The organism is Streptacidiphilus sp. P02-A3a (assembly GCF_014084105.1).
Lineage (GTDB): Bacteria > Actinomycetota > Actinomycetes > Streptomycetales > Streptomycetaceae > Streptacidiphilus.
Map to the genome: position 1 here is coordinate 1,277,547 of NZ_CP048289.1, position 26,117 is coordinate 1,303,663.

At 73.4% G+C, this 26,117-nt stretch carries 24 protein-coding genes; 7 read left to right on the forward strand and 17 right to left on the reverse strand.

Annotated features, from left to right (window positions below; translation table 11 throughout):
* The first annotated feature begins 2 nt into the window (after nucleotides 1-2).
* Nucleotides 3-1,205, forward strand: coding sequence for a dipeptidase (locus GXP74_RS05910; RefSeq protein ID WP_225447737.1), 1,203 nt, complete (start codon nucleotides 3-5; stop codon nucleotides 1,203-1,205).
* A 50-nt stretch (nucleotides 1,206-1,255) separates the two neighbouring features.
* Here the strand turns inward: GXP74_RS05910 and GXP74_RS05915 are convergent, their stop codons facing one another.
* Together GXP74_RS05915 and GXP74_RS05920 are read right to left on the reverse strand one after the other, a co-directional pair.
* On the reverse strand, nucleotides 1,256-1,918 hold the full coding sequence (locus GXP74_RS05915) for an ABC transporter (protein ID WP_182450359.1): 663 nt from the start codon (nucleotides 1,916-1,918) through the stop codon (nucleotides 1,256-1,258).
* Nucleotides 1,919-1,923: 5 nt separating this feature from the next.
* Nucleotides 1,924-2,838 (reverse strand): ATP-binding cassette domain-containing protein, encoded by a 915-nt coding sequence (locus tag GXP74_RS05920; protein WP_182450360.1) that lies wholly within the window; start codon nucleotides 2,836-2,838, stop codon nucleotides 1,924-1,926.
* Nucleotides 2,839-2,986: 148 nt separating this feature from the next.
* Between GXP74_RS05920 and metG the strand changes: the two genes are divergently transcribed.
* Together metG and GXP74_RS05930 are read left to right on the forward strand one after the other, a co-directional pair.
* Nucleotides 2,987-4,708: a methionine--tRNA ligase gene (gene metG / locus GXP74_RS05925; RefSeq protein ID WP_182450361.1), complete on the forward strand. Its 1,722-nt coding sequence runs from the start codon at nucleotides 2,987-2,989 to the stop codon at nucleotides 4,706-4,708.
* 110 nt (nucleotides 4,709-4,818) lie between these two features.
* On the forward strand, nucleotides 4,819-5,235 hold the full coding sequence (locus GXP74_RS05930) for a CoA-binding protein (RefSeq protein WP_182450362.1): 417 nt from the start codon (nucleotides 4,819-4,821) through the stop codon (nucleotides 5,233-5,235).
* Nucleotides 5,236-5,247: 12 nt separating this feature from the next.
* On the opposite strand, the gene GXP74_RS05935 is transcribed toward GXP74_RS05930, so the two are convergent.
* Nucleotides 5,248-6,579 carry a UDP-glucose/GDP-mannose dehydrogenase family protein gene (locus GXP74_RS05935; protein ID WP_182450363.1) on the reverse strand — a complete coding sequence of 444 codons (1,332 nt, stop codon included), beginning with the start codon at nucleotides 6,577-6,579 and terminating at the stop codon, nucleotides 5,248-5,250.
* Nucleotides 6,580-6,769: 190 nt separating this feature from the next.
* On the opposite strand from GXP74_RS05935, the gene GXP74_RS05940 reads away from it, so the two are divergent.
* Nucleotides 6,770-7,933 (forward strand): acyl-CoA dehydrogenase family protein, encoded by a 1,164-nt coding sequence (locus tag GXP74_RS05940; RefSeq protein ID WP_304940909.1) that lies wholly within the window; start codon nucleotides 6,770-6,772, stop codon nucleotides 7,931-7,933.
* 140 nt (nucleotides 7,934-8,073) lie between these two features.
* Here the strand turns inward: GXP74_RS05940 and GXP74_RS05945 are convergent, their stop codons facing one another.
* The 7 genes from GXP74_RS05945 to GXP74_RS05975 all read right to left on the reverse strand — a co-directional run bounded on the left by GXP74_RS05945 (nucleotide 8,074) and on the right by GXP74_RS05975 (nucleotide 14,893).
* Nucleotides 8,074-9,537, reverse strand: coding sequence for an aromatic amino acid ammonia-lyase (locus GXP74_RS05945; RefSeq protein ID WP_182450365.1), 1,464 nt, complete (start codon nucleotides 9,535-9,537; stop codon nucleotides 8,074-8,076).
* 165 nt (nucleotides 9,538-9,702) lie between these two features.
* The gene (locus GXP74_RS05950) at nucleotides 9,703-10,029 is read right to left on the reverse strand and encodes a multidrug efflux SMR transporter (protein ID WP_182450366.1); all 327 of its coding nucleotides are present in this window, start codon (nucleotides 10,027-10,029) and stop codon (nucleotides 9,703-9,705) included.
* Between the two features lie 11 nt (nucleotides 10,030-10,040).
* Nucleotides 10,041-10,721 (reverse strand): HAD family phosphatase, encoded by a 681-nt coding sequence (locus GXP74_RS05955; protein WP_225447738.1) that lies wholly within the window; start codon nucleotides 10,719-10,721, stop codon nucleotides 10,041-10,043.
* A 77-nt stretch (nucleotides 10,722-10,798) separates the two neighbouring features.
* Nucleotides 10,799-11,902, reverse strand: coding sequence for an ABC transporter ATP-binding protein (locus tag GXP74_RS05960; protein WP_182450367.1), 1,104 nt, complete (start codon nucleotides 11,900-11,902; stop codon nucleotides 10,799-10,801).
* A gap of 17 nt (nucleotides 11,903-11,919) precedes the next feature.
* Complete coding sequence (locus GXP74_RS05965; protein ID WP_370468378.1) at nucleotides 11,920-12,804, reverse strand: ABC transporter permease; 885 nt, start codon at nucleotides 12,802-12,804, stop codon at nucleotides 11,920-11,922.
* Between the two features lie 11 nt (nucleotides 12,805-12,815).
* Complete coding sequence (locus tag GXP74_RS05970; protein ID WP_370468534.1) at nucleotides 12,816-13,724, reverse strand: ABC transporter permease; 909 nt, start codon at nucleotides 13,722-13,724, stop codon at nucleotides 12,816-12,818.
* 5 nt (nucleotides 13,725-13,729) lie between these two features.
* Entirely contained in the window at nucleotides 13,730-14,893 is a 1,164-nt protein-coding gene (locus GXP74_RS05975) for an ABC transporter substrate-binding protein (protein ID WP_182450369.1), read from the reverse strand.
* Between the two features lie 340 nt (nucleotides 14,894-15,233).
* Here GXP74_RS05975 and GXP74_RS05980 point away from each other — a divergent pair, with 340 nt between their 5' ends.
* Together GXP74_RS05980 and GXP74_RS05985 are read left to right on the forward strand one after the other, a co-directional pair.
* The gene (locus GXP74_RS05980; RefSeq protein WP_182450370.1) at nucleotides 15,234-15,971 is read left to right on the forward strand and encodes a GntR family transcriptional regulator; all 738 of its coding nucleotides are present in this window, start codon (nucleotides 15,234-15,236) and stop codon (nucleotides 15,969-15,971) included.
* A 182-nt stretch (nucleotides 15,972-16,153) separates the two neighbouring features.
* The gene (locus tag GXP74_RS05985) at nucleotides 16,154-17,233 is read left to right on the forward strand and encodes a glycosyltransferase family 2 protein (RefSeq protein WP_182450371.1); all 1,080 of its coding nucleotides are present in this window, start codon (nucleotides 16,154-16,156) and stop codon (nucleotides 17,231-17,233) included.
* Between the two features lie 40 nt (nucleotides 17,234-17,273).
* On the opposite strand, the gene GXP74_RS05990 is transcribed toward GXP74_RS05985, so the two are convergent.
* The 3 genes from GXP74_RS05990 to GXP74_RS06000 form a co-directional block, all read right to left on the reverse strand.
* The gene (locus tag GXP74_RS05990) at nucleotides 17,274-18,788 is read right to left on the reverse strand and encodes an LCP family protein (protein WP_182450372.1); all 1,515 of its coding nucleotides are present in this window, start codon (nucleotides 18,786-18,788) and stop codon (nucleotides 17,274-17,276) included.
* 50 nt (nucleotides 18,789-18,838) lie between these two features.
* Complete coding sequence (locus tag GXP74_RS05995; protein WP_182450373.1) at nucleotides 18,839-19,663, reverse strand: LytR C-terminal domain-containing protein; 825 nt, start codon at nucleotides 19,661-19,663, stop codon at nucleotides 18,839-18,841.
* Between the two features lie 172 nt (nucleotides 19,664-19,835).
* Nucleotides 19,836-20,600, reverse strand: coding sequence for a TIGR03089 family protein (locus GXP74_RS06000; protein ID WP_182450374.1), 765 nt, complete (start codon nucleotides 20,598-20,600; stop codon nucleotides 19,836-19,838).
* 97 nt (nucleotides 20,601-20,697) lie between these two features.
* Here GXP74_RS06000 and GXP74_RS06005 point away from each other — a divergent pair, with 97 nt between their 5' ends.
* Nucleotides 20,698-21,702: a DNA-3-methyladenine glycosylase gene (locus tag GXP74_RS06005; RefSeq protein WP_370468535.1), complete on the forward strand. Its 1,005-nt coding sequence runs from the start codon at nucleotides 20,698-20,700 to the stop codon at nucleotides 21,700-21,702.
* A 21-nt stretch (nucleotides 21,703-21,723) separates the two neighbouring features.
* Here GXP74_RS06005 and GXP74_RS06010 read toward each other — a convergent pair whose 3' ends face one another.
* From GXP74_RS06010 to GXP74_RS06025, 4 genes are all read right to left on the reverse strand, one after another.
* A complete protein-coding gene (locus tag GXP74_RS06010; RefSeq protein ID WP_182450375.1) occupies nucleotides 21,724-23,040 on the reverse strand; it encodes a coenzyme F420-0:L-glutamate ligase in 1,317 nt (438 codons plus the stop codon).
* A complete protein-coding gene (cofD, locus tag GXP74_RS06015) occupies nucleotides 23,037-24,047 on the reverse strand; it encodes a 2-phospho-L-lactate transferase (protein ID WP_182450376.1) in 1,011 nt (336 codons plus the stop codon). Before cofD ends, GXP74_RS06010 begins: the two co-directional genes overlap by 4 nt.
* Nucleotides 24,048-24,149: 102 nt before the next feature.
* On the reverse strand, nucleotides 24,150-25,313 hold the full coding sequence (locus tag GXP74_RS06020; RefSeq protein WP_182450377.1) for a cell wall metabolism sensor histidine kinase WalK: 1,164 nt from the start codon (nucleotides 25,311-25,313) through the stop codon (nucleotides 24,150-24,152).
* Entirely contained in the window at nucleotides 25,310-26,080 is a 771-nt protein-coding gene (locus GXP74_RS06025) for a response regulator transcription factor (RefSeq protein ID WP_182450378.1), read from the reverse strand. Before GXP74_RS06025 ends, GXP74_RS06020 begins: the two co-directional genes overlap by 4 nt.
* Nucleotides 26,081-26,117: the final 37 nt, after the last annotated feature.

Sequence of the window (26,117 nt, forward strand, 5' to 3'; positions counted from 1 at the left end):
GCGTGAGCTACCAGCCCCCCGCCGCCGACCTGTTGGACCGGGCCCGGGCGCTGCTGGCCGACCACCCGGTGGTGGACGGCCACAACGACCTGCCCTGGGCGCTGCGCGGCCAGGTCGGCTACGACCTGGACCAGCGCGACCTGGCCGCAGACCAACGGGCCTACCTGCACACCGACCTGGCCCGGCTGCGGGCCGGTGGCGTGGGGGCGCAGTTCTGGTCGGTGTACGTCCGCACGGACTACACCGGGGACCACGCGGTCAGCGCCACCCTGGAGCAGATCGACTGCGTCCGGGCGCTGGCCGCCCGCTACCCGGACGAGCTGCGGCTCGCCCGCACCGCCGACGAGATGGAGGCGGCCCGGGCGGACGGCCGGATCGCCTCGCTGATGGGCGCCGAGGGCGGGCACTCCATCAACTGCTCGCTGGCCACGCTGCGGGCGCTGTACGCCCTGGGCGTGCGGTACATGACGCTCACTCACAACGACAACCTGCTGTGGGCGGACTCCGCCACTGACGAGCCGGTGGCCCACGGGCTCACCCGCTTCGGCGAGGAGGTGGTCCGCGAGATGAACCGGCTGGGGATGCTGGTGGACCTCTCGCACGTGTCGGCGGACACCATGCGGGACGCGCTCCGGGTCACCCGCGCGCCGGTGCTCTTCTCGCACTCCTCCGCCCGCGCCGTCTGCGACCACGTCCGCAACATCCCGGACGACGTGCTGGAGCGGCTGCCCGGCAACGGCGGGGTCGCCATGGCGACCTTCGTCCCGAAGTTCATCCTGCCCGCCGCCATCGCCTGGACCCGGTCCGCCGACGCGAACATGGAGGCCCACGGGCTGCACGCGCTGGACACCACGCCGGACGCGATGAAGGTGCAGCGCGCCTTCGAGGCCGAGCACCCGCGGCCGATGGCGACCCCGGCGACGGTGGCCGACCACTTGGACCACATGCGCGAGGTCGCCGGGATCGACCACATCGGCCTCGGCGGCGACTACGACGGGACCGCGTTCACCCCGCAGGGCCTGGAGGACGTCTCCGGCTACCCGAACCTGATCGCCGAACTGCTCACCCGTGGCTGGTCGCGGGCCGACCTGGCGAAGCTGACCTGGAGCAACGCGGTACGGGTGCTCCGCGCTGCCGAGGACGCCGCCCGCGAACTGCGCGACGAGCGGCCCTCGATCGCCCGGATCGAGCAGCTGGACGCCTGACCGGCAGCGCAGTTGACCGGTCGTCAGCCGTGCTCGTCACTGACGGCCGGTCAACTGCCTTCCGTTCGACCGGCCGTGCGCACCGCCGCCGCCCAGGCCAGCGCCAGCAGCAGCGCGGCGGCGGCCAGCGGCAGCAGCGGGTCGCTGGTCGTCGCCGACGCCGAGGAGGAGGTGAAGACCGCGCGGACCGCGGCGTTCACCGGTGAGACCGGCGCCACCAGCAGCGTGATCGAGGCGGCGGCCAGGGCCAGTACCCCCGCTGCCGGGCGGCGCAGCACCGGCGGCGCGCACAGCGCGCCGAGGGCGGTGCCGCTGAGCAGGCCGACCAGGATGCTGACCGAGCCGTGCAGCGCGATGGCCGCCAGCGGCGGATGTGCCAGGCCCGGGGGCGGGCTGCTGACCAGCCACTCGAAGCCGCCGCCGACCACGGCCAGCAGCGTGTTCACCGCCAGCGCCGCGTACAGCGCGGCCAGGTGTGCCCGGCGCGGACCGGCGACGGCGGCCAGGCAGGCGCGAGCCGCCGCCGGTTCGCCGGTGAGCACGGTCCGGGTCAGGTAGGCGGTCGCGGGCACCAGCATCGCGGCGCACCAGCCCAGCGAGTCGCCGTACTGCTGGCCGCCGAACCACCCGGCCACGATCAGCAGCGCGAACAGCAGCACCGGCGGCAGCCAGCGCTGCGAGCGCAGCAGCAGCATCAGCTGATAGCGCGTCAACTGACTCACTGGACAGCCTCGATGTGCACATCCGGATCGGCCAGCAGCAGCCGCAGCAGCTCGTCACCGCGATCCGCCTCGACGGTCATCCGGATCCGCCCGGCGGACCCGCCCGGCCGGTCCGTATCGTCCGTCCGGTCGGACCGGTCGGACCGGTCGGACCGTTCCCGGCCGGTGGCCTCGGCCAACTCCAGCACGTCCAGCACGCCCAGCACGTCCAGCACGCCCGGGAGTTCGGCCAGGCCCTTGCCCCCGTCGCGGCGTCCGCTGAAGGTCAGCCGCAGCGTCGGTCGGCCCCGGTCGGCCGCTGTCTCGCGTACCCGGCCATCGCCCACCAGCCAGGACACACAGGGCAGTTCGGCGAGCCGGGTGGGGTCGTGGTCGACGAACAGCACCACCCCGCCCGCCGCCAGCCGCTCCTGCACGGCCTGGTCCAGGGCGTCCGCGGCCGACTGGTCGAGACCGGTCCAGGCCTCGTCCAGGACCAGCAACTCCGGTTCGGCCAGCAGGGACTGGGCGACCGCGACCTTCTGGCAGGTGCCCTTGGACAGTTGTGCCAGCGGGGTGCGGGCGAAGCCCGCCGCGCCGAAGCGTTCCAGCGCCGCCTCGGCCCGACGGCCGGGTTCGGCGCCGCGCAGGCCGTGGATCCGGCCGAGGTGGCACAGGTAGTCGTGGGCGGTGAACGGCAGTGCGGCGGGGAAGCGTTCCGGCACGTAGCCGCGGCGCTCCGGGCGCTCGCGGACACTGCCCCGGGTGGGCTCGCAGACCCCGGCGACCAGCCGCAACAACGTGGACTTGCCGCCCCCGTTCCCACCCCGCACGCGCACCAGCCGCCCGGGCGGCGGCAGTTCGAGACTCACATCGCGCAGCACCCACCCGCCCCGCCGCCGGTACCGCTGGCTCACCCCGTCCAGTCGCATGCGGCCAAGCGTACGCACCCCGCCGCCACGGCAGGCGGCCCCGCCGGAATGCCGCCGGGGAGGCGCCGTCCGCTCGGTAGCATGGGGTCGACGCGCGATGACAGACTGTCACCGAGCCTGCCCGCCAAAGGATTCGGAGCCTCCGAGGATGACTCGCCAGCTGGTCACCAGCGCGCTTCCCTACATCAACGGGATCAAGCACCTGGGCAACCTGGTCGGGTCGATGCTCCCGGCGGACGTGTACAGCCGGTACCTGCGGCAGCGCGGCCACGAGGTGCTGTTCATCTGCGCCACCGACGAGCACGGCACCCCGGCCGAGCTCGCCGCGCGGCAGGCCGGGCTGCCGGTGGCCGAGTTCTGCGCGCGGCAGCACCGGGCGCAGCGGGCGGTCTACCAGGGCTTCGGCCTGTCCTTCGACTACTTCGGGCGCAGCTCCTCGGCGCAGAACACCGAGATCACCCAGGCCTTCGCCCGGGCCCTGGCGGCCAACGGCTTCATCGAGGAGCGGTCGGTCCGGCAGGTCTACTCGGTCGCCGACGGCCGCTTCCTGCCGGACCGCTACATCGTCGGTACCTGTCCGTACTGCGGCTACGACCAGGCCCGCGGCGACCAGTGCGAGCAATGCGCCCGGGTGCTCGACCCGACCGACCTGGTCGATCCGCGCTCGGCGATCAGCGGCAGCGCCGATCTTGAGGTGCGCGAGACCCGGCACCTGTTCCTGCTCCAGTCGCTGCTGGCGGGTGAGGTCGAGGCGTGGCTGGACGAGCACGCCCGGGACTGGCCGGTGCTGGCCTCCTCGATCGCCCGCACGTGGCTGGCCGAGGGGCTGCGCGACCGGGCGATCACCCGGGACCTGGACTGGGGCGTCCCGGTCCCGGCCGACCTCTGGCTGGAGCCGGCGGCCGAGGGCAAGGTCTTCTACGTCTGGTTCGACGCCCCGATCGAGTACCTCGGCGCGACCAAGGAGTGGGCCGACGCGGGCGGCGGCGACTGGGAGTCCTGGTGGCGCCGGGGCGAGGACAGCGTCCGCTATACGCAGTTCATGGGCAAGGACAACGTCCCCTTCCACGCGGTGATGTTCCCGGCCACCCAGCTGGCCACCCGCGAGCCGTGGCGGATGGTCGACTACCTCAAGTCCTTCAACTGGCTGAACTACTACGGCGGCAAGTTCTCCACCAGCAGGCACCGGGGCGTGTTCCTCGACGTGGCGCTGGAGCTGCTGCCCGCCGACTACTGGCGCTACTTCCTGATGGCGCACGCGCCGGAGTCCGACGACAGCGACTTCACCTGGGAGCTGTTCCGCGCCACGGTCAACAAGGACCTGGCCGACACCCTCGGCAACCTGGTCAACCGGGTGCTGTCCTTCTCCCGCAGGCGCTTCGGCGACCAGGTCCCGTACGGGCGGGAGCCGGGGGAGCCGGAGCGGCAGCTCGGCGAGCGGATCGCCCAGCTGCTGGCCGAGTACGAGGCCGAGCTGGACGCGCTGCGGTTCCGCCGCGCCGCCCGGGCGCTGCGGGCGCTGTGGCGGGCGGGCAACACCTACCTGGAGCAGCAGGCGCCCTGGCTGCGGGTCCGCACCGACCCGGACGCCGCCGCGCTGACGCTGCGCACCGCGATGAACCTGATCCACCTGTACGCGGTGGTCTCCGAGCCGTTCGTGCCGACCACCGCCCGGGTGATGCGCTCGGCCTTCGCGCTGACCGGGGACACCCGGTCGTGGTTCACCGCCGAGCAGGCCCGGGCCCTGGACTCGGTCCCGGCGGGCACCGCCTTCAGCGTGCCCCCGGTGCTCTTCGCGAAGATCACCGACGAGCAACTGGACGGCTACCGCTCCCGCTTCGGCGGCGCCCGCCCCGCCGAGGCGGACTGAGCGGCCGGGAAATTCCCGGGCACGGTGCCGTGTTGGGACCGAGAGCAGTGGTTCCGACAGCAGTGGTTCCGACAGTGGTGGATCCGGACAGCGCACGCAGGAGGTCTGGCATGTACGGCGACACGGAGACGGTCCGCAGGATCTTGGAGGACAGCGGCGACACCTGGGCGGTGGTGGGGCTGTCCGAGAACCGGCAGCGGGCCGCGTACGGGGTCGCCGGGGTGCTCCAGCGCTACGGGAAGCGGATCGTGCCGGTGCACCCGGCGGCCGGGACCGTCCTCGGTGAGCAGGGGTACCCGTCGCTGGCGGCGGTGCCGTTCCCGATCGACGTGGTGGACGTGTTCGTGAACAGCGGTCTGGCCGGGGAGGTCGCCGACCAGGCGGTGGCGGTGGGCGCCAGGGCCGTCTGGTTCCAGCTGGGGGTGGTCGACGAGGCCGCCTACGAGCGGACCAGGGGGGCGGGTCTGGACATGGTGATGGACCGCTGCCCGGCCATCGAGATCCCCCGGCTCGCGCCGGGGGAGTGACCGCCCCCGGGGTCAGCTGGGGCGGCCCAGCGCCCGGTAGGTCCAGCCCGCCGCGCGCCACTGCTGCGGGTCCAGCACGTTGCGCCCGTCCAGGATCCGGCGCTCGCTGACCACCTTGGCCAGCGCCTCCGGGTCCATGGTCCGGAACTCGCGCCACTCGGTGAGGTGCAGCACCACGTGCGCGCCCTCGGCGGCCTCCAACGCGCTGTCGGCGAAGCCGAGCGCCGGGAACATCTTGCGGGCGTTGTCCATGGCCTTGGGGTCGTAGACGGTGACCTGTCCGCCCTGGAGCTGGATCTGCCCGGCCACGTTGAGCGCGGGGGAGTCGCGGACGTCGTCCGAGTCCGGCTTGAAGGCCGCGCCGAGGACGGCCACCCGGCGCCCGAGGAAGCCGCCGCCGCACTGCTCGCGGGCCAGCTCGACCATCCGCGAGCGGCGGCGCATGTTGATCGAGTCGACCTCGCGCAGGAAGGTCAGCGCCTGGTCGGCGCCCAGCTCCCCGGCCCGGGCCATGAAGGCACGGATGTCCTTGGGCAGGCAGCCGCCGCCGAAGCCGAGCCCGGCGTTGAGGAACTTCCCGCCGATCCGGTCGTCGTAGGCCAGCGCACCGGACAGCTGCACCACGTCCGCGCCGGAGGCCTCGCAGACCTCGGCCATGGCGTTGATGAACGAGATCTTGGTGGCCAGGAAGGAGTTGGCGGCGGCCTTCACCAGCTCGGCGGTGGCGAAGTCGGTCACCACCAGCGGCGTCCCCTGGGCCAGCAGCGGCGCGTACACCTCGCGCAGCACCGCCTCGGCGTGCTCGCTGCGGACCCCGATCACCAGCCGGTCGGGGTGCAGCGTGTCCTTGACCGCGAAGCCCTCGCGCAGGAACTCCGGGTTCCAGGCGACCTCGGCCTGGGCCCCGACCGGCGCGCGCTCGGCGAGCCGCTCGGCCAGCCGCTCGGCGCTGCCGACCGGGACGGTGGACTTGCCGACCACCAGCACCGGCCGGTCCAGGTGCGGGGCGAGCAGGTCGAACGCCGACTCGACGTAGGACATGTCGCAGGCGAACTCGCCGCGCCGCTGCGGGGTGTTCGTACAGACGAAGTGGACGTCGCCGAACGCGCCCACCTCCTCCCAGGAGGTGGTGAACCGCAGCCGCCCGGTGGAGCCCTCGAACCCGGTCAGATGCCGCCGCAGCAGCTCCTCCAGCCCGGGCTCGTACATGGGCACGTTCCCGGCGGCCAGGGCGGCCACCTTCTCCGGCAGGATGTCGAGTCCCAGCACCTCGAAGCCCAGTTCGGCCAGGCAGGCGGCGTGGGTGACCCCCAGGTAGCCGGTGCCGATGACGGTGATCCTCACGGCGTCTGTCCTTCCGCTGGACGTTGCGGTGCATCATCTCCTCCGGTTCAGGAGACTTTGGCTTGGGAGATCGTACGCCAGCACCGCCGCGGGCTGTTGTGCACGTCACGCGTCGACAGGGGGCTCGGAAGCTCTAGAATTCAGCTGTAACCAAACGTTACTTAACAGTAGATAACCTGGGGTGAGGCGCGTGGCGTCCAGCGGTTCCGCAGACTTCGACCTTTTCCGGATCTCCGAGGAGCACGAGATGCTCCGCGAGACGGTGCGTTCGCTGGCCGAGGCGAAGATCGCGCCGTTCGCGGCCGAGGTCGACGAACAGGCCCGGTTCCCGCAGGAGGCGCTCGACGCGCTGCTGGCGAACGACCTGCACGCGGTACACGTGCCGGAGGAGTACGACGGCGCCGGCGCGGACGCGCTGGCCACCGTCATCGTGATCGAGGAGGTGGCCCGGGTCTGCGCCTCCTCCTCGCTGATCCCGGCCGTCAACAAGCTCGGCTCGCTGCCGGTGATCCTCTCCGGCGACGAGGACCTCAAGCGCCGCTACCTGACCCCGCTGGCCCGGGGCGAGGGCATGTTCTCGTACTGCCTGTCCGAGCCCGACGCCGGTTCCGACGCCGCCGGGATGAAGACCCGCGCGGTGCGCGACGGCGACAGCTGGGTCCTCAACGGCGTCAAGCGCTGGATCACCAACGCCGGGGTCAGCGAGTACTACACGGTGATGGCCGTGACCGACCCGGAGAAGCGCAGCAAGGGGATCTCCGCCTTCGTGGTGGAGAAGGGCGACGAGGGCGTCTCCTTCGGCGCCCCGGAGAAGAAGCTGGGCATCAAGGGCTCGCCGACCCGGGAGGTCTACCTGGACAACGTCCGGATCCCGGCCGACCGGATCATCGGCGCCGAGGGCACCGGCTTCGCCACCGCGATGCGGACCCTCGACCACACCCGGATCACCATCGCCGCCCAGGCGCTGGGCATCGCCCAGGGCGCGCTGGACTACGCCGCCGGGTACGTCAAGGAGCGCAAGCAGTTCGGCAAGGCCATCGCCGAGTTCCAGGGCATCCAGTTCATGCTCGCCGACATGGCGATGAAGCTGGAGGCCGCCCGCCAGCTCACCTACGCCGCCGCCGCCCGCTCCCAGCGCGAGGACAGCGACCTGACCTTCTTCGGCGCCGCGGCCAAGTGCTTCGCCTCCGACGCCGCCATGGAGATCACCACCGACGCCGTCCAACTGCTCGGCGGCTACGGCTACACCCGCGACTACCCGCTGGAGCGGATGATGCGCGACGCCAAGATCACCCAGATCTACGAGGGCACCAACCAGGTCCAGCGCATCGTCATGGCCCGCAACCTGCCGTAACCATCGACCCGGCCCTCTCTTGAGCCGCGCAGACACGAACGGCCCCCGGCACCGCGCCGAGGGCCGTTCGCCCGCCCGGTCAGGACCGTGCCCGGCGGCTGCGCCGGGGGTGACCGTGCCGTCGCGGCTTTTCTGGTCGGTTAGTTGGCCAGTAGGGCTTCGGCTGCTTCCAGGTCGGCGGTGAGCTTGCGGTCCTCGGTGGCGGCGTCCAGGGTCGATGCCGCCTCGCGTTGGAAGCGGCCCAGTTCGCCGGTCGGGTCGAGGAGGGTGCCGCGCATGCGCAACGCGCGGGTGGCGGCGAGCAGTTCGCAGGCCAGGACCGACCGGGTGGAGGCCACGGCCTCCAGCAGTCGGCGGGCGCCGGTGGCGGCGAAGCTGGCGTGCTCCTCCACGCCGCGCGAGAGCACCGCATGACCCAGCGTCACTGGCTGTGCCGCGCCCCTTAGTTCGGCGATGGCGGAGGCGGCCGCGTACTCGGTGATCATGATGCCGCTGCTGCCGTCCTCGTCCTGCGCGAGGTAGGGCGCCAGGCCGGTGAAGGCCGGCGAGACCAGTACGCCGAGCCGGGCCGCCGAGAGCTGCGCGGTACCCAGCACGGCCAGCCGCAGCTGGTCCAACGCCAGTGCCAGCGAGGCCTGGTGGAAGCCGCCGTGGTGGTGGTAGTCGGCCGGGGCGAGCGCCAGCAGCGGGTTCTCGGCGGCGGAGTTGATCTCCACGTCCAGTACCCGGGCGAGCCCCGCCGCCGCGTCCAGCGCGGCTCCGTGCACCTGCGGCAGGCAGCGGAACCCGAACGGGTCCTGGACCAGCGACGGTGTCCACGGCAGCGGTTCGAGCAGCGCCCGCATCCGCGCCGCCGTGCGCATCGCGCCCGGATGCGGACGACGGGCGTGCACGATCGCCGCGTAGGGCTCGGCCGAGCCCCGGACCGCCGCCAGCGACAGCGCCGCGACCTGCGGGAACCGGTCCAGCAGTGCGGCCAGGTCGGTGTGCGCCAGCGCGGCCTGGCCTATCGTCAACGCGCTGCTGGACATCAGCGGCAGCGCGTCCCAGCGGTCCAGCGCCAGCGGGGCCGGTTCGGCCGCGTCACCGCCGCCGTCCGCCCCGTGCCGGGCCCGGCGCCAGGGCTGCTCCCCGGCCAGCGCCAGCCCGAGTTCGGCCAGCGCCGACAGGTCGGCGGTGCCCACCGAGCCCAGCGCGTGCACCACCGGCACATGTCCGGACGCCAGCGCGTCCGCCAGCCGGTCGGCGACCTCGGGTGACAGCGCGGAGCCCGCGCCGAGGATCTGGTTCAGCCGCACCGCCAGCATCGCCCTGGTCTCCTCGACCGGCACCAGCGGGCCGATGCCGCCGCTGTGGCTGCGCAGCAGCCGCATCCCGTGCTCGTCGGCGGCCTGCTCCGGCAGGTCGGTGCTGCGGTTCGAGCCCACGCCGGTGGTGTGCCCGTAGACCCGGCGGCGGTCGGCCACCTCCTCGGCGACGGCCCGGGCCTGCCGCATCCGCTCCCGCGCGGCGGGATCCACCCTGGCCCGCACCGAGCGCCGGGCGAGTGCGGTCACCTGGGCGGCGGTGAGCGAGTTGCCGTCGAGGGTGATGCTGCTCGTCATCGGTGCGGCACACCTTCCGTGGGTGGCGCCGTCGGCGCCGTCGCACAGGAGTATGTCAATCGCCCGGGTGATCGGAAAGGCTCAACGGGAAGGCGATCCTCCGTGCAAGGTGAATCTTCCGTGTGGGGCCGTTCCGGGTGGGGCGATTTCGCGTCGGGCGGTGCGTCAGTGCGAGGCGCCGCCGAGGTTGAGCGCGACCACGCCCGCGATGATCAGCAGGATGCCGACCAGCTTCAGCGCGTTCATGCCCTCGCCGAGGAAGGTGAAGCCGATCGCCGCCACCACCGCCGTCCCGGCCCCGGACCAGATCGCGTAGGCGGTGCTGACCGATATGTGCTTGAGCGCCTGACTGAGCATCACGAAGGAGAAGACGTAGCCGAGCACCACCACGATGCTCGGCAGCAGCCGGGTGAAGCCCTCGCTGAACTTCATCGAGACGGTCGCGCAGATCTCGCTGGAGATGGCCAGCGCCAGGAACAGGTAGGGCGGCATGGTCGTCGACGCTACCGGCCGGCGACGAGTGTGTGCAGCAGCGGCAGGTCCACGTCCAGCAGGCTGCGCACGACAACCCGGCCGGGACCGGCGGGAATCGGCGTGGCGGAGGGGACGGCGACCACGGAGCAGCCCGCCGCCTCGGCCGAGGCGACGCCGACCGGGGTGTCCTCGACGGCCACGCAGTCCGCCGAGTTGAGCCCGAGCGCGGCGACCGCCGCCAGGTACGGGTCGGGGGCGGGCTTGGTCTGCGGGGTCTCCCCGGCGGCGAAGGAGACGGTGAAGCGGCGCCGGTCCAGTGCCTCCAGCACGATGTCCACCACGTTCCGGGGCGAGGCGGAGACCAGTCCGGTCCTCAGCCCGGCGGCCCGGACCGCGTCCAGCAGTTCCAGCGCGCCCGGCAGCGGGACCACCTGGGCCGCGACCAGGGTGGTGAACCGGTGGTCCAGGGCGGCGGCGACGGAGGCCAGGGTGCGGCTGGTGCCGCTGCCGCGGTGCAGGTGGCCGGCGGTGTACTCGACCGGGCGGCCGAGGATGTGCGGCTGGTCGTCCGCTCCGAGGACCAGGCCGAGCAGTTCGGCCTCCCGCTCCACCGCGTGCCGCCACAGATCCTCCGTGTCCACGAGGGTGCCGTCCATGTCGAACAGGACGGCGTGCAGGGTGCGGGCTGTGGCGGCGGTGCGGGATGGCACGGGGGCGCTGCTCTCTGTAGGGATCGGTTCGGTACGGCTCTGCCCGGTGCGGAGCCGAGCCGGGGGGCGGCTGGGTCTCAGCGGGCGTCGCGGACGTCGACCAGGACCGGGCGCTCGGGCAGCCGGACGGCGACGGTGCTGCCCGCGGGCAGGACCGAGGCGTCGTGGGTGGACAGGTCGGCCTTGAGGGTCGAGCCGTCCTCCAGCCGCACCGTGAGCCGGGTGACCGCGCCGAGGAAGGTGGTGCCGGTGACCTGGGCGGTACCGTCGGCCCGCGCTTCCAGTACCACGTTCTCCGGGCGGACCAGCACGTCGACGGCGGTGTGCACGGCGAGCGGGGTGCCGTCGACCGGCAGCCGCTGGCCGAGCACGTCGACCACGGTCGGGTCGGCGTCGATGTGTCCGGGGATCCGGTTCATGGTGCCGACGAACTCGGCGACGAACGCGGTGGCCGGGCGGGCGTACAGCTCGGCGGGCGTGGCGCACTGCTCCAGCCGGCCGTTGTACATCACCGCGACCCGGTCGGCCATGGACAGCGCCTCCTCCTGGTCGTGGGTGACGAACAGGGTGGTGATCTGGAGCTCCTGCTGGAGCCTGCGGATCTCCTCGCGGAGGTTCAGCCGGACCTTGGCGTCCAGCGCGGACAGCGGCTCGTCCAGCAGCAGCACCCGCGGGCGCAGCGCGAGGGCGCGGGCCAGCGCGATGCGCTGCTGCTGTCCGCCGGAGAGCTGGTGCGGGTAGCGGTCGCCGTGCTTGGGCAGGCCGACCAGCTCCAGCAGCTCGTTGGCGCGCCGGCGGCGCTCGGCGGTGGCGGTGCCGCGCATGCGCATCCCGAAGGCCACGTTGTCCCGGGCGTTGAGGTGCGGGAACAGGCTGTAGGACTGGAACACCATGCCGGCGTCGCGGCGGTGCGCGGGCACCGAGGTGATGTCCTGGCCGTCGACCAGGACCTCGCCGGAGTCGGGGATCTCGAAGCCGGCCAGCATCCGCAGGGCGGTGGTCTTGCCGCAGCCGGAGGGGCCGAGCAGGGCCAGCAGTTCCCCGGGGTGGACGGTGAGGTCGAGGCCGTCGAGGGCGGTGGTCGCGCCGAAGGCACGGCGCAGCCCGCGGAACTCGACGGTGGCGCTCTTGTCGGTGGCGGGTGATACGACTGTGGCGACGGTGGGGGCCGCGTTGGACATGGGGGTGGCTCCCTTGATTAGGCGGGCTTGGCGGCGGCCGAGCGGCGGCCGCCGGTGACCGAGAGGATGAGCAGTACGGCCCAGGTGAGCACCATGCTCACCAGCGAGACGGCGGTGGTGACGGTGCCGTCGCCGGCCACGTTGCCGTTGACGATCCACACCGCGAAGGGGGTGTAGCCGAGGATCGAGGAGACCGTGAACTCGCCCAGCACCAGGGCCAGGGTGAGCATGCCCGCGTTGAGCATGGCCCCACGCAGGTTCGGCAGCACCACGAAGAAGATGGCGCGGGTGCGGTTCGCGCCGTTGTTCTGCGCGGCCTCCAGCAGGGTGCGCACGTCCAGCGCGCGCATACCGGCGTCCAGGGTGCGGAACGCCAGCGGCAGCGCCATCACCACGTAGGCGAGCAGCAGCACCACCGGGAAGCTCGCGTTCTGGACCGCGAGCAGGGTGTCCCAGAAGGGGGTGCTGGCGAGGTTGTCGCTGCCCCAGCGCAGGAGGATGTTGATGCCCGCGGTGAGTGCGATGGACGGCACCACCAGCGGCAGCATGCAGACGAACTCGACGACCGAACGCAGCCGGGGGCTGCCGAGGCGGACGGCGATGACGGTCGGGATCAGCAGCAGGAACACCAGGGCGATCGTGGCCACGGCGAGCAGCAGCGACAACTGGAGTGAGGGCCACAGCCCGCTCACGCTGAAGATCTGGCTGTAGGCGCTCAGCGTGAAGCCCTTGACCGGGTCGTCCACGGTGAACATGAACGAGCCGGCCAGCGGTCCGACGAAGTACAGGCCGGAGATCAGCAGGATGGCCGTACGCCCCAGGCGTGGCCGGGACCGGTCGGTCCGCTTCCTGGCCCGGCCGTTCCCGGAGGCGACGGTCGGGTCTTCGAGGGCGCTTGCCACGCCAACGTTGCTCACACCAGCCATCGGGCACTCCGGCGTTGCAGGGGCAGGTACAGGGCCATCACCAGGACGGAGATGACCACCATGTCCAGGCTCATCGCCAGGGCGATGTTGCTGGCGTCGGCGGAGACGTTGCCGTTGAGCGCTTCCGCGATCTGGAGCGTGATCAGGGGGATCGACGAGCCCACCATCGCGGCGGCGGTGGCGTACGCGGCGAAGGCCGAGCCGAAGAGCAGCACGAAACCGCCGAGCAGCGACGGGGTGAGTACCGGCAGGGCGACATAGCGCCAGTACTGCACCGAGTTCGCACCGTTGTTCTGGGCGGCCTCGCGCCACTGGCGGCGCAGGCCGTCCAGCGCGGGGATGACGCTGAGCACCATCAGCGGGATCAGGAAGTAGCAGTAGACCAGGACCAGGCCCCAGAACGAGTACAGGTCCCAGCCCGCGCCGGTGAGGTGCAGCCGGGTGGTGAGCACGCCGTTGTTGCCCAGGGTCGCCACGAAGGCGAAGGCCAGCGGCACGCCGCCGAAGTTGGCGAGCACGCCGGAGGCGCTGAGCACGGCGTGCCGCAGGGCCTCGAACCGCGAGGTGACCACGGCCTGGGCGAGCAGCAGCCCGGCCACGGTGGCGATCCCGGCGGCGGTGGCGGAGACCTTGATGCTGCCCAGCAGCGCGGTCAGGTAGCCGCCGGAGAGCGAGGTCGTGAGGTTGCCGCCGGTGTAGCTGCTGGGCTTGCCGGGCGCGTAGGTGGTGAACGCGCCATAGGCCATGGCCAGGGCAGGCACCCCGAAAGCCACGGCGACGAAGAGGAGGAGCGGCAGGACGGCGAGCCGCCCCGCCGCCGCCTGGCGCAGCGAGCTGCGCAGGCGGCGGCGGGAGCGGTCCGACCCTGCTGCCCCGACGGGGGCGGTGGGGTCGATGGTGCTCACCCGCCGATGGCCTTGGTCCAGCCGGAGGCGATGGCGGCCTTGGCGGTGGTGATCTGCGCCTGGGTCGGGAAGGCGACCGTGCCGGAGACGGTGGGCAGCTGGGCGTTCTCGGCCTCGTTCAGCGTGCCCGCGGTCTTCAGCGCCTGGTACTCGACCGGGCGGGCGAAGCCGCCGAGGAAGTCGTTCTGGCCCTCGGTGCTGTAGAGGAACTCCTCCCACAGGCGGGCGGCGGCCGGGTGCGGCGCCCACTTGTTGATGGCCTGGTCGTAGTAGCTCGCGTAGACGCCGTCGGTCGGGATGTTGACGACCCAGTTGATGCCCTTGGACTTGAACGCGGAGGCGTAGCCGGCGTTGAGGTAGTCCCAGTCGATGGTGATCGGGGTGGAACCCTGCTCGACGGTGGCCTGGGTGGCCTGCACCGGGTTGTAGTTGCCGATCTTCTGCAGCTTGGAGAAGAAGTCCAGGCCGGGCTGGATGTTGTCGAGCGAGCCGCCGTTGGCCAGGGCCGCCGCGTACACGCCGGAGAAGGCCGCGTTGGCCTGGGTCGGGTTGCCGTTCAGCGCGATCTGGCCCTTGTAGACCGGGTTCAGCAGGTCCGAGAAGGTGGTCGGGCAGACCTTGATCTTGGAGGCGTTGCAGCCGATGGAGATGTAGCCGCCGTAGTCGTTGGCCCACAGGCCGTTCGGGTCGGCCTGGCCGGTCGGGATGTCCGCGAAGGTGGCGACCTTGTACGGAGCGAACAGGCCCTGCTGGGCACCGCTCGCCGCGAAGGCGCTGCCGATGTCGACCACGTCGGGGGCGCGGTCCTGGCCCTTGCGGGTGGTGATCGCGTTGATCTCGTCCTGGCTGGAACCCTCGGGGTTCTCGTCACTGATCTTGATGCCGTACTTCTTGGTGAAGGCGGCCATGATCGTGCCGTAGTTCGCCCAGTTGCTGGGGAGGGTGATGACGTTGAGCTGGCCCTCCTGCTGCGCTGCCTTGACCAGGGCGTCCATGCCGCCGAACTGGGCCGCGGAGGTGGCGCTGGCGGCGGAGACACTGCCCGAGGAGGCGCTGGTGGAGGTCTTGCTGGAGGCCGCGGAACCACAGGCGCTGAGGGTGAGCGCTGCGGCCACCAGGCAGCCGGTGAGGGCGGCGGCCCGGGAACGGGAGGAGGTCACGATGGCTCCTGATAAAGGCGTCTGAAGGAGGGGCCGAAGGAAAGGACCCTTCGGACTACTTGTTCGGACAAGTTGATGACAGTACGCCCGAGCAGGATGACCGGCAGGTGAACGGGGCCGGTACAACTGCGTTCCGTTGCCTGTCGTTATTCCGCCACTCTGATCAACATTTCCCCAGCGTCCTTGGATAACGGTACGATCACGCCGCTTCGCTCGTTCTGCCCGCCCGCTGCTGGGATGCCGTGCGCGCCTCGCTCCGCACGCGACCTGACTGTGCACAATCGGTCTCGCGCGGCCGGGTGCCCGGTGCCCGCGTCCGTCCGACCAGGAGGTCCGTGCTGTGGCCGCACGCCACGAAGAGATCGCCGAGGAACTGCGCCAAGCCATCGACCGGGGGGAGTACCCCGTCGGCGGCACCCTGCCCACGGAGAGTGAGCTCGCCGCCCGCTACGAGGTGTCCCGGGGGACCGTCCGCCAGGCTGTCGCCGCGCTCACCTCGGAGGGCCGGATCGGCTCGCGCCAGGGCGCCCGCCGGGTGGTCCTCGGCAACCGGCGCAGCCAGAGCTTCGCCGAACTGCGCAGCTTCGCCCAATGGGCGCACGCCATGGGGCGGGTGGCCACCGGGCACGTCATCGAACAGCACCGCCGGGCGGCGACCGAGGAGGACGCCGAGCGGCTGCTGATCACGCCGGGTGACGCGGTGCTACAGGTGCTCCGGCTGCGCGGCCTCGACGGCGAGCCGGTGCTGGTGGAACGCAATGTGTATCCGCTGTGGATGGCCGAGGCGGTGGAGCGGATCCCGGTCGACACCGAGTCCGTGGTCCAGGCCCTCTACCAGGACATCGGCATCATCTTCGCGTACGGCGAGCACATCATCGACGCGGTCGCCGCCGGGACCCAGGACGCCGACCTGCTCGGCATCCGCCGCGGCGGCCCGCTGCTGCGGATCCGCCGGGTGACCACCACCCACGCCGGGCGGCCCATCGAGTGGTCCGACGACCGCTACCGCTCGGGCACCGTGAGCTTCGCCATCGCCAACTCCATCGGCTCCAACCAGCTTGTGCGGCACGCTGGTTGAGCCGACATCCGGCCGCCGTCGGACCGGTCGGCGGATGCCCGGACAGGTCACCGCCCCGGCGTCGGCGCCGCCGCGGGCGCCGCCGCCCGCGCCGGGCGCCGTCCGGTTCCTGGGAACGCCCGCTCACCGGCCAGCGGGCCGGTTCGGCATGCCCGGGCCGACGGCGGTACGGTTTCCTGCATATGAACGCCATCCCCGCCCCTGCCGCCGGGTCCGCGCGCCCGGCCGTCTCGGTGATCATGCCGGTGCTGAACGAGTCCCGACACCTGCGCGAGTCCGTCGAGCGGATCCTCGCGCAGGAGTACCAGGGGGACATCGAGGTGGTGATCGCGCTCGGCCCCTCCGGTGACGACACCGACGAGATCGCCGCCCGACTGGTGGCCGAGACGGCGGGCAGCAGCCGCGAGGTACGGACCGTGGCCAACCCGACCGGGCGCACCCCGGCCGGGCTGAACGCGGCGATCCGGGGCTCGCGCCACCCGGTCGTGGTCCGGGTCGACGGTCACGGGCTGCTCACCCCCGGCTACATCGACACCGCCGTCCGGCTGCTGGACGAGACCGGGGCGGTCAACGTCGGCGGCATCATGCACGCCGAGGGCGAGACCGACTGGGAGCGGGCCGTGGCCGCCGCCATGACCGCCCGGATCGGCGTCGGCAACGCCGCCTTCCACACCGGCGGCCGGGCCGGTGAGGCGGCCACCGTGTACCTGGGCGTGTTCCGCCGCGAGGTGCTGGAGAAGCAGGGCGGCTACAACGAGGAGTTCATCCGGGCCCAGGACTGGGAGCTGAACTACCGCATCCGCCAGGACGGCGGAAGGGTCTGGTTCACCCCCGACCTCAAGGTCACCTACCGGCCCCGGCCCACCGTCCGCGCGCTCGCCAAGCAGTACCGCGACTACGGCCGCTGGCGCCGGGTGGTCACCCGCTACCACCGGGGCTCGGTCAACCTGCGCTACCTGGCCCCGCCCGCGGCGGTGCTCGCGGTCGGCCTCGGCCTGGTCGGCGGGGCCGCCCTCAGCCCCTGGCTGCTGGTCCTCCCCGGCGGCTACCTGGCGGCCATCCTGGCGGGCTCGCTGCGCGAGGGCCGGGGGCTGTCCGCCTCGGCCCGGGCCCAGCTGCCGGTCGCCCTGGTGACCATGCACATGTCCTGGGGCTGGGGCTTCCTGACCAGCCCGCGCGCACTCGCCCGCCGGGTGATCGCCAGCTCCGCCCGCGGCGCCCGGGTGGCCACCGACGAACCCGGCGGCGTCCTGTCCACCTGACCGGCGCCCGGGCCCAGCCGACCGGCGCCCGGGCCGGTGGTCACCAGGTGTACGCCGGGTTCACCTTCGCGCACCTGGCCTGGTCGCCGCTCTGCACCGGCGCGGTGGTCGGCACCGCGCCCGCCGAGGGCGTCGTCACCAGCGGATAGACCGACCCCTCGGGCCAGTCCGAGCCGATCACCAGCGTCGGCCGCCGCAGCCCCGCCGTCTCCCGCAGCGCGTCCGGCGGCAGGTGCAGGACCCCGGCGACGGCGACCGCCTCGGCCCGGTCGGCCGGGTCGTAGGCCAGGGTCGTGGCGCGCCGGAGCTCCGGGGCGTTCAGCCCGTTGCGGGCCAGCGCGAAGCCCAGCGCGCGCAGCTCGCCGGTCAGCCGACCCGCCCGCCCGGGCACGCCGCTGCCGTTCTGCACGGTGACCCGGACCCCCGCCGGGGGGACGGCCGGGACCGGCGGCCCGGTCGGCGCCGGGGCGGCCGAGGCGGCCGGGGCCCGGCCGTGGGAGTCCAGCGGGACGTCGCCGCGGACCATCGCGAACAGGCGCTCGGCGTCACCCGGCATCGGGATCACCCAGGCCTTCGGATTGCTCGGGTCCGCCGCGTAGGGCATGGTCACCGTCGTCAGCCGGTCCGGGGTGATCCCCTTCAGCTGGTCGGCCAAGGCCGCCAGCGCGCCGACACTGTCCAGGCCGTCGTCCACGGTCAGCGCCCGGGTCGCGGCGTCCGCCAGCGAGAGGATCCGGCCGGGATCGGTCAGCGTCCCGGCCGACCGCAGCCGGCGCAGCATCGAGGTCAGGTACATGTGCTGGACCTGGGTGCGGTACAGGTCGCTGCCGTCGCCGAAGCCGTGCCGGGAGCGCAGCCACTCCAGCGCCTGTTCGCCCCGGACCACGTGGTCGCCCCGGGTCAGCCGCAGGTGCGAGTACGGGTCGGTGACGTTCGCGGTGACGCACACCGGGACCCCGCCGATCGCGTCCGCCATGCTCACCACCCCGCCGAAGTCGACCATCATGAAGTGGTCGATGTGGATCCCGGTCAGCTGGTGCCAGGTGTAGACGGTGCAGCCGGGGCCGCCGTGCGAGAGGCTGTCGGTGATCTGCTCGTGCGGCGCCTCCGGGTAGGCCTTCCCGGTCGCCGGGTCGGCGCAGGCCGGGATGTCCACCATGGTGTCGCGCGGGATGCTGATCAGCGAGGCGTTGCTGCGGTCCGCCGAGACGTGCAGCAGCATCTCCACATCGGCGTGGGCCGGTCCGCCCACGGACGAGCGGGAACCGCCCAGGCGCAGGTCAGCGGCCGTGTCCCGGGTGTCGGAGCCGATCAGCAGGATGTTCAGCGGGGTGTCCCCGGCCGCGTCCGGCCGCACCGAGCCCTGGTTCCCGAAGCTGAGCGCGCCGTGCCTGATGTTGCCGTCCAGGTACGACACGTAGCCCCAGCCGCCGACGCAGCCGAGCACCGCCAGCAGTCCGCAGCCCAGGGCCAGCCGCCGCAGCAGCACCCCCCGCCGGGGCAGCCGACCGCGCTGCCGACGCGAGCCGCTGCGGAGTGGGATGGGGTCGGTCATCGACGGTGCCTGCCTTCGTGCGCTCGGGCGGGTGCCCGGGTCGCACCGGGCTACTGGCTGCCGCAGCCGTTCGCTCCATCCGCCGTACCGGCGCCGGGCGAGGAGGCCTGGGCGGACGGAACCGCAGCTGCGGGGAGAGTGAACGGCTTGCCTATGCCGTGGAAGTCCTGGCCCAGGGTGAGCACCATCCGGCCGATGGTGTCACTGGTGTTCCCGTCGCCGTGCAGCGCCGACGCGGGCAGGCCCATCGCCGCCGCCAGCGCCCGCGCCTGGGAGACGTGGTCGGGGGCGTAGACCAGCGTGGTGCGCGGGGCCACCGAGGCCGGGCCGCCGTTGCTGGACCGCAGGTAGTCCTTGGAGTTCTGCATCCACTCCAGCACCGCCTCGGCCTGGCCGAAGGTGCCGCTGCCGTCCAGCACGGTGACCCGGATGTCGATCGGGTCGGCCACCGGGCCGTTCAGGAAGCTCCCGGAGACCGGGGGCTCGACGACGGCGCTCGGCTGCGGCTTCGGCGCGGTCGAGGAGGCCGGGGTGCAGCTCGGACGGGCGACCGTGGCCGCCGTGTTGTCGGCGGTCGTCCCGCTGCCGCCCTTGACCAGTACGAAGGCGCTGACGCCGCCGACCGCCAGCAGGAAGCAGAGCGCCCCGCCGACCCACAGCCCGGTCCGCGCGCCCGGCTGCCGCCGCCGCGAGGCCCGCCCCGCCGCCGGTGCCGGGCCGACGACCGGGGCACCGGGCGGCGCGACGGGCGCGGTCGGCGGCGGACGCTCGCCGGGGCGCCGCATCCGGAACTCGCCGGTGGCGGAGTCGCGCACCCACAGGTCGGCGGGGTCGATGTCGCCGCCCCCCGCGCCCGTACCGTCGCCAGTCCGCACCTGCTGCTCCGCTCAACGAATGCTGCTCTGAGTCGGTCACCTTAGCCGGTCGTGCTGAGCGGTCGCCGGGCCGGACCGAAGTTCCCAGCTCAGCGACAGGGCGCGGGAGATGGAACGCCGCGCGCCCCCGTGCGCGGCAGCGCTACGGGGGCGCGCGGGCGCGCTGCGTCGATCAGCTGATGCGGTGGGTCACCCGCTCCGAGGACACCCGCTGCTCCCACTGCTCCGCCGACAGCTGCTCGCTGTTGCGGCAGAGCACCACCGAGGCCCCGGCGGACAGCGGCGCCAGCAGCCCGCCGCCCAGCCCGGCCCAGTCGTCGTAGGACAGCGTGCTGAGCACCCGGTCGCCCGGCTTCAGCCCCAGGTCCTCGGCGTGGTCGGCGGCCAGGGTCACCGTCCGCGCGCCGCTCAGCTCCTCGCCCTCCACCACCAGCGCCGGGCGGTCGGCGTCCACCGGCGCGTACGGCACGAAGCGGTCGCCCTGCGCCGGTACCTCCGCCGCGTAGTCCACGAACCCGGCCGGCAGCTCGGGGAAGCGCCCGCCCAGCGGACGCAGCGCCAGCGCCACCCGCTCACCCGGACAGGTCAGCGCGGCGGCCAGGGTCTCCGGTCCGCTCACCACCAGCGCGGCCTCGGCCGGGTCACCGCCCGGACACACCGTCAGACCGACCGACCAGCAGGCGAAGAACCAGATGGCGGACTGCCAGTGGGCGGGCAGCAGCAGCGCCACCCGGTCGTCGGGCGCGGCGGACAGGTCGTCCTGCAACAGGTTGGCGGTCTTCGCCACCCAGTTGTCGAAGGTCTTGACGGAGAGCTCGACTCTCTCTCCGGTGGCGTCGTCGTAGTAGGTGACCAGAGGTCGGGCCGGATCGGTCGCGAGGGCGGAGCGCAGCAGATCGGCGGGGGTCGCTGCGCCGCTGAGGGGTGTCTGGCTCATGGTGGGGTCCAGCCTATGCCTTGGGTCGGACTTGATCGCGCACCTGTACGGCACAGCAGGGTCACGTGGCCGCGAGCGTACTGTTGCCGGGGTGGAGATGGGAACGGTGGGACGTGAAGCACTGCCCGGGACGGCCGAGCCGGCCCCGGTCGGCGGCGCCGAGCGGGACTGGAAGCCCACCTGGGAACTCGGTCCGGCGGGCCTGCGCGCGGTCCTCGACGTGCTGCGATTCGGTGGCGGAGACCCGGCGTTCCGCACCGCCGCCGACGGCGCGGTGTGGCGGGTCTCACGTACCCCCGCCGGTCCCGGCACGCTGCGGATCGCGCTGCGTCCGGGCGGCGGCACGGTCGGCGCGCAGGCGTGGGGCCCCGGCGCGCGCTGGCTGCTCGACCGCCTGCCCGCGCTGCTCGGCGCCGAGGACGACCCGTCCGGCTTCGACCCCGGCCCGCACCCGGTGCTGCGTGACCTCCACCGGCGCCACCAGCAGCTGCGGATCGGCCGGACCGGGCTGGTCATGGAGTCCCTGGTGCCCTCGGTACTGGGGCAGCGGGTCACCGTCGGCGAGGCCCACCACGCCTGGCAGTACCTGCTCCGGCACTACGGCGCGCCCGCGCCGCTGCCGGAACCCGGCCGCGCGCCCGGCCCGGTCCCGGACGGCCTGCGGGTCGCCCCGGCCGCCCGCGACTGGGTGCTGGTCCCGTCCTGGGCCTGGCACCAGGCCCGGGTGGACGGCAAGCGCTCGGCCACCATCGTCCGCGCCGCCCGGCTGGCCGCGCGCCTGGAACGCGCCTCCGTGCTCCCCCCGGCCGAGGCCGCCGCGCTGCTGACGACCGTCCCCGGGATCGGCGTCTGGACGGTCGCCGAGACCGTGCAGCGCTGCAACGGCGACGCCGACGCGGTGACCGTCGGCGACCTGCACCTGCCGAACACCGTCGGCTGGGTGCTGGCCGGCCGCGAACGGACCGACGACGAGGGGATGCTGGAGCTGCTGCGGCCCTACGCCGGGCACCGGCACCGGGTCTGCCGACTGATCAGGCAGATCGGTGTGCGCGCCCCGCGCCACGCCCCGCGCTACGCGCCGCTGGACTTCCGCCGGATGTAGCGCCGGGCGCGCGGCGTTGGATCAGCGCACGGTGATGAAGGCCTCCGGGTCGCGGGCGGGCCGCTCCGGCGCCGGTTCGGCCGGGCGGCCGACCGCGACCGCGCCCATCGGGTCCCAGCCGGGCGGCAGCTCCAGCACCTCCCTGACGGTGTCCCGGCAGAACATGGTGGACGACACCCAGGCCGAACCGAGCCCCTCCCCGGCGAGGGTGACCAGCAGGTTCTGCACCGCCGCGCCCAGCGCCACCACGAACATCTCCCGCTCGGCGGCGGCCCGCCGGGCGTCCGGGTAGTCGTGCGAGCCGTCCATCACCAGGCACGGGACCACCAGGTACGGGGCGTCGCGGAGGACGTCCCCGCGCCGTACCCGGGTGGCCACCCGCTGCTCGCTCCAGCCGTCGAGCTCCCGCAGGTCCCGGCTCCAGGCGGCCAGCATCGCGTCCAGCAGCCTGGTCCTGACCTCCGGCGACTCCAGCAGCACGAAGCGCCACGGGGTGGTGTGGTGCGGCGCGGGCGCGGTGGCCGCCGCGGCGACGGCCCGGCGCACGGCGCCGCCGTCCACCGGCTCGTCGGTGAACCGGCGGACCGTGCGGCGCCCGGTGACCGCCTCGCGGACCGCCTCCGAGGTGCCGAGGCGGAACATGTCGTCGGCCGCCGCGCGGATCAGCGGGCGGATGCCCGGGCCGTCCTCCTCGGTCACCACCTGGCCGAGGCCGCGGACCACGGCCGCCGGGCGTCCGGAGGTCTTGCCCTTCGCCAGGTCGGCCGCCGCCGCCAGCTCGTCGGCGGTCGCGGTGACCGTCAGCGCCAGCTCGTTGCCGTGCGAGTCGGTACGGCCCCGGTGGTCCTCCAGGACCTCGACCCCGGCCGCGCCGATCGCCACGTCGGTCAGCCCGTTGCGCCACGGCCGCCCGAAGGTGTCGGTGACCACCACCCCGATCCGGGTCCCGGTGAGCTCGTGCAGCCGCTTGCGCAGCGCCCGGGCCGAGGCGTCCGGATCCTCGGGCAGCAGCAGCACCGTCCCGGCCGGGGTGTTCGAGGCGTCCACCCCGGCGGCGGCCATGACCAGGCCCTGCCGGTTCTCGACGATCCTGGCCCGGCCCCGGCGGGCGACCACGCGCACCGTCTCCGCGTCGATCGCCGCCTCCCGGTCGTCGGCCAGGACCACCCGGCCCTCGGCCTTGCTGACGATCTTCGAGGTCACCAGCAGCACGTCGCCGTCGCGCAGCCCGCCGTCGATGCCGCTGCCCTCGATCCCGGCCAGCACCAGCGCGGCCAGGTCGTCCCCGGCCGCGACCTCCGGGATGCCGCTGATCCCGCGCACCTCGAAGCCGCTCATGCCCGGCGTACCTCCTCGGCCAGCGCCAGCGCGGCGCGGGCCATGGCGGCGGTGGTGTCCAGGTCGGTCATCCACAGCGGCACCGCCCGGCAGGGGATCCCGGCCGCCTCGACCTCGGCGACGGCCGCCGCGTCCGACTCGTCCACCAGCCAGCCGTCGAGCAGGCCGGTACCCCGGCCGCCGTCGGCCGCGGCCCGGCCGCCGTAGTGCCGGGCGACGGCGGCGGCCGAGGTCTCCACCCCGACCGCGGCCAGTACCTTGTCGGCCATGCCGCGCACCGGCGCGCCGCCGATGATCGGCGAGAGCCCGACCACCGGCGCGGACGCCCCGGCGACGGCCGCGCGGATCCCGGGCACCGCCAGGATCGTCCCCACGCTGACGACCGGGTTCGACGGCGGGAGGATGATCACATCGGCCTGGGCGAGGGCCTCCAGCACGCCCGGCGCGGGCTTGGCGGTCTCCGCACCGACCGGGATGATCCCCAGCGCGGGCACGGAGGCGTGCAGCTTCACCCAGAACTCCTGGAAGTGCACCGCCTTCCGGCCGCCCTGACCGGCCTCGGCGTCCGGCTCCTCGATCAGGACGTGGGTCTCCACCCGGTCGTCCGACATCGGGATCAGCCGCACCCCCGGCTGCCACCGGTCGCACAGCGCCTCGGTGACGGCGCTCAGCGGATAGCCCGCGCCCAGCATCTGGGTCCGCACGATGTGGGTCGCGAAGTCCTTGTCGCCGAGCCCGAACCACTCCGGACCGACGCCGTACGCCTTCAGCTCCGACTTGACGGCGTAGGTCTCCTCGGAGCGGCCCCAGCCCTGCTCCTCGTGGATGCCGCCGCCGAGGGTGTACATCACGGTGTCCAGGTCGGGGCAGACCTTCAGCCCGAACAGGTGGATGTCGTCCCCGGTGTTGCCGATGACGGTGATGTCGGCCCCGGGGCCGACCGCTTGCTTGAGGCCGCGCAGAAAGCGCGCGCCGCCGATTCCTCCGGCCAGTACCACGATGCGCATGCCGACCATCCTCGCAGGTGCCGGTGACAGCCCCGGGGCCGCCCGGGGCGAAGCACTGACGCGGCGTCTGCGGCACCGCCCCGAAAGGCCGGTGGCCCACGGCTAGGCGGTGGGCGCGGCGGCGGGCAGGGCGATCTCGAAACAGCAGCCGCCACCCACGTTGCGGACGGACGCGCGCCCCGCGTGCGCCTCCACGATCCCGCGCACGATGGCGAGCCCGAGCCCGGCACCGGTGTCCCCGTGGTGCTGCACCGCCCCGGCCGGGGCGGTGGCCGGGCTGCGCGGGGTGCGGGCGCTGCCGCCGCGCCAGCCGGTCTCGAACACCCGGGCCAGGTCCTGCTCGTCTATGCCGCCGCAGCCGTCGGTCACCGACACCACCACCTGCCCCGCCTCGCGCCGCGCGGCGACCGCGACCGTGCCGTCCACCGGGGTCGACCGGATCGCGTTGATCAGCAGATTGCCGAGGACCCGGGTGATCTCCCGGCTGTCGACCTCCACCGGCGCGGGCGCCACCCGGTCGCCGACCAGGTGCACCCCGCGCTCCCGGGCCAGCGGGTGAGCCCCGGCGATGGCGTCCCCGACCAGGTCGTAGACGGACACCCGGGACAGGGTGAGGGTGAGCGCCCCGGCCTGGATCCGGGACAGCTCGAACAGGTCGTCGACCATGCCGGTGAGCCGGTCCACCTCGGTCCGGATCCGCGAGTGGTAGCGCGGCGGGTCCTCGGCCACCCCGTCCTCCAGCGCCTCCGCCATCGCCCGCAGCCCGGCCAGCGGGGTCCGCAGGTCGTGCGACATCCAGGCGATCAGCTCCCGGCGGGAGGCCTCCAGCGCCCGCTCGCGCTCCCGGGACTGCGCCAGCCGGGCGCTGGTGGCCGCGAGCTCGGCGCTCAGCGCGGACAGTTCCGAGCTGAGCGGCCGCGCCGGGGCGGTGAATCCGGCGTCACTGCCGACGGTACGGGCGGCCTGGGTGAGCGCCCGGCTGCCGGCCACCACCTGGCGGCTGAGCAGCGCGGCGACGATCAGCGACACCAGGCAGCCCATCGCCAGCACGATGGTGACCACCGCGTAGTCATGGCGCATCAGCAGCATCGCCCGGGCCACGGCGATGGTGCTGGCGCTCAGCGACAGCGCGGTGACGAAGGCGACGGTGAACAGCGCCAGTGCCAGCGAACGGCGGCGCAGCAGCACGATCACCGGCCAGCCGAGCAGCCCGGCCGCCGCGGCCCCGGCGGCGGCGTAGGCGGCCATCACCAGGTAGCTGTTCACACCGGGCTCCGCTCGCCGTTGCCTTCGCCGTTGCCTTCGCCGTTGCTCTCGCCGTCCGTCGGGTCGGCCTCGCCGTCCGTCGGGTCGAAGCGGTAGCCGACGCCCCAGACGGTGGTGATCAGCCGCGGCGCGGCGGGATCGTCCTCGACCTTCTCCCGCAGCCTGCGGACGTGCACGGTGACCGTGGACAGGTCGCCGAAGTCCCAGCCCCAGACGCTGCGCATCAGCTCCTCGCGGCCGAAGGCGGTGCCCGGGTGCCGCAGCAGGAAGGCCAGCAGGTCGAACTCGCGCAGGGTCAGCGCCAGCTCGCGTCCGCTTCGGTGGGCGCGCCGGGCCGCCGGATCGAGGGTGAGGTCCCCGGCGTGCAGCGGCTCCGGCGAGGGCGGTGGCGGCGGGCTGGCGCTGCGCCGCAGCACCGACTGGATGCGCAGCGTCAGCTCGCGCGGCGAGAAGGGTTTGGTGACGTAGTCGTCGGCGCCGAGTTCCAGGCCGAGGATCCGGTCGTGCTCGTCGCCTCGGGCGGTGAGCATGACGATGGGCAGTGCGCGGGTGGCCCGGTCGGCGCGCAGGCGGCGGCAGACCTCCAGGCCGTCGACCTCCGGCAGCATCAGGTCGAGCACCAGCAGGTCGGGCCGGGCCTCGGCGACGCGCTCCAGGGCGGCGGCGCCGTCCTCGGCGCGGTCCACCGAGTAGCCGGCGCGGCGCAGGTAGCCGACGACGACCTCGGCGACAGTGGGGTCGTCGTCGACGACCAGGATGCGGGTCACCCCCTGAGGGTAGGAGCAGTCGGGCCGCGACCGCCCC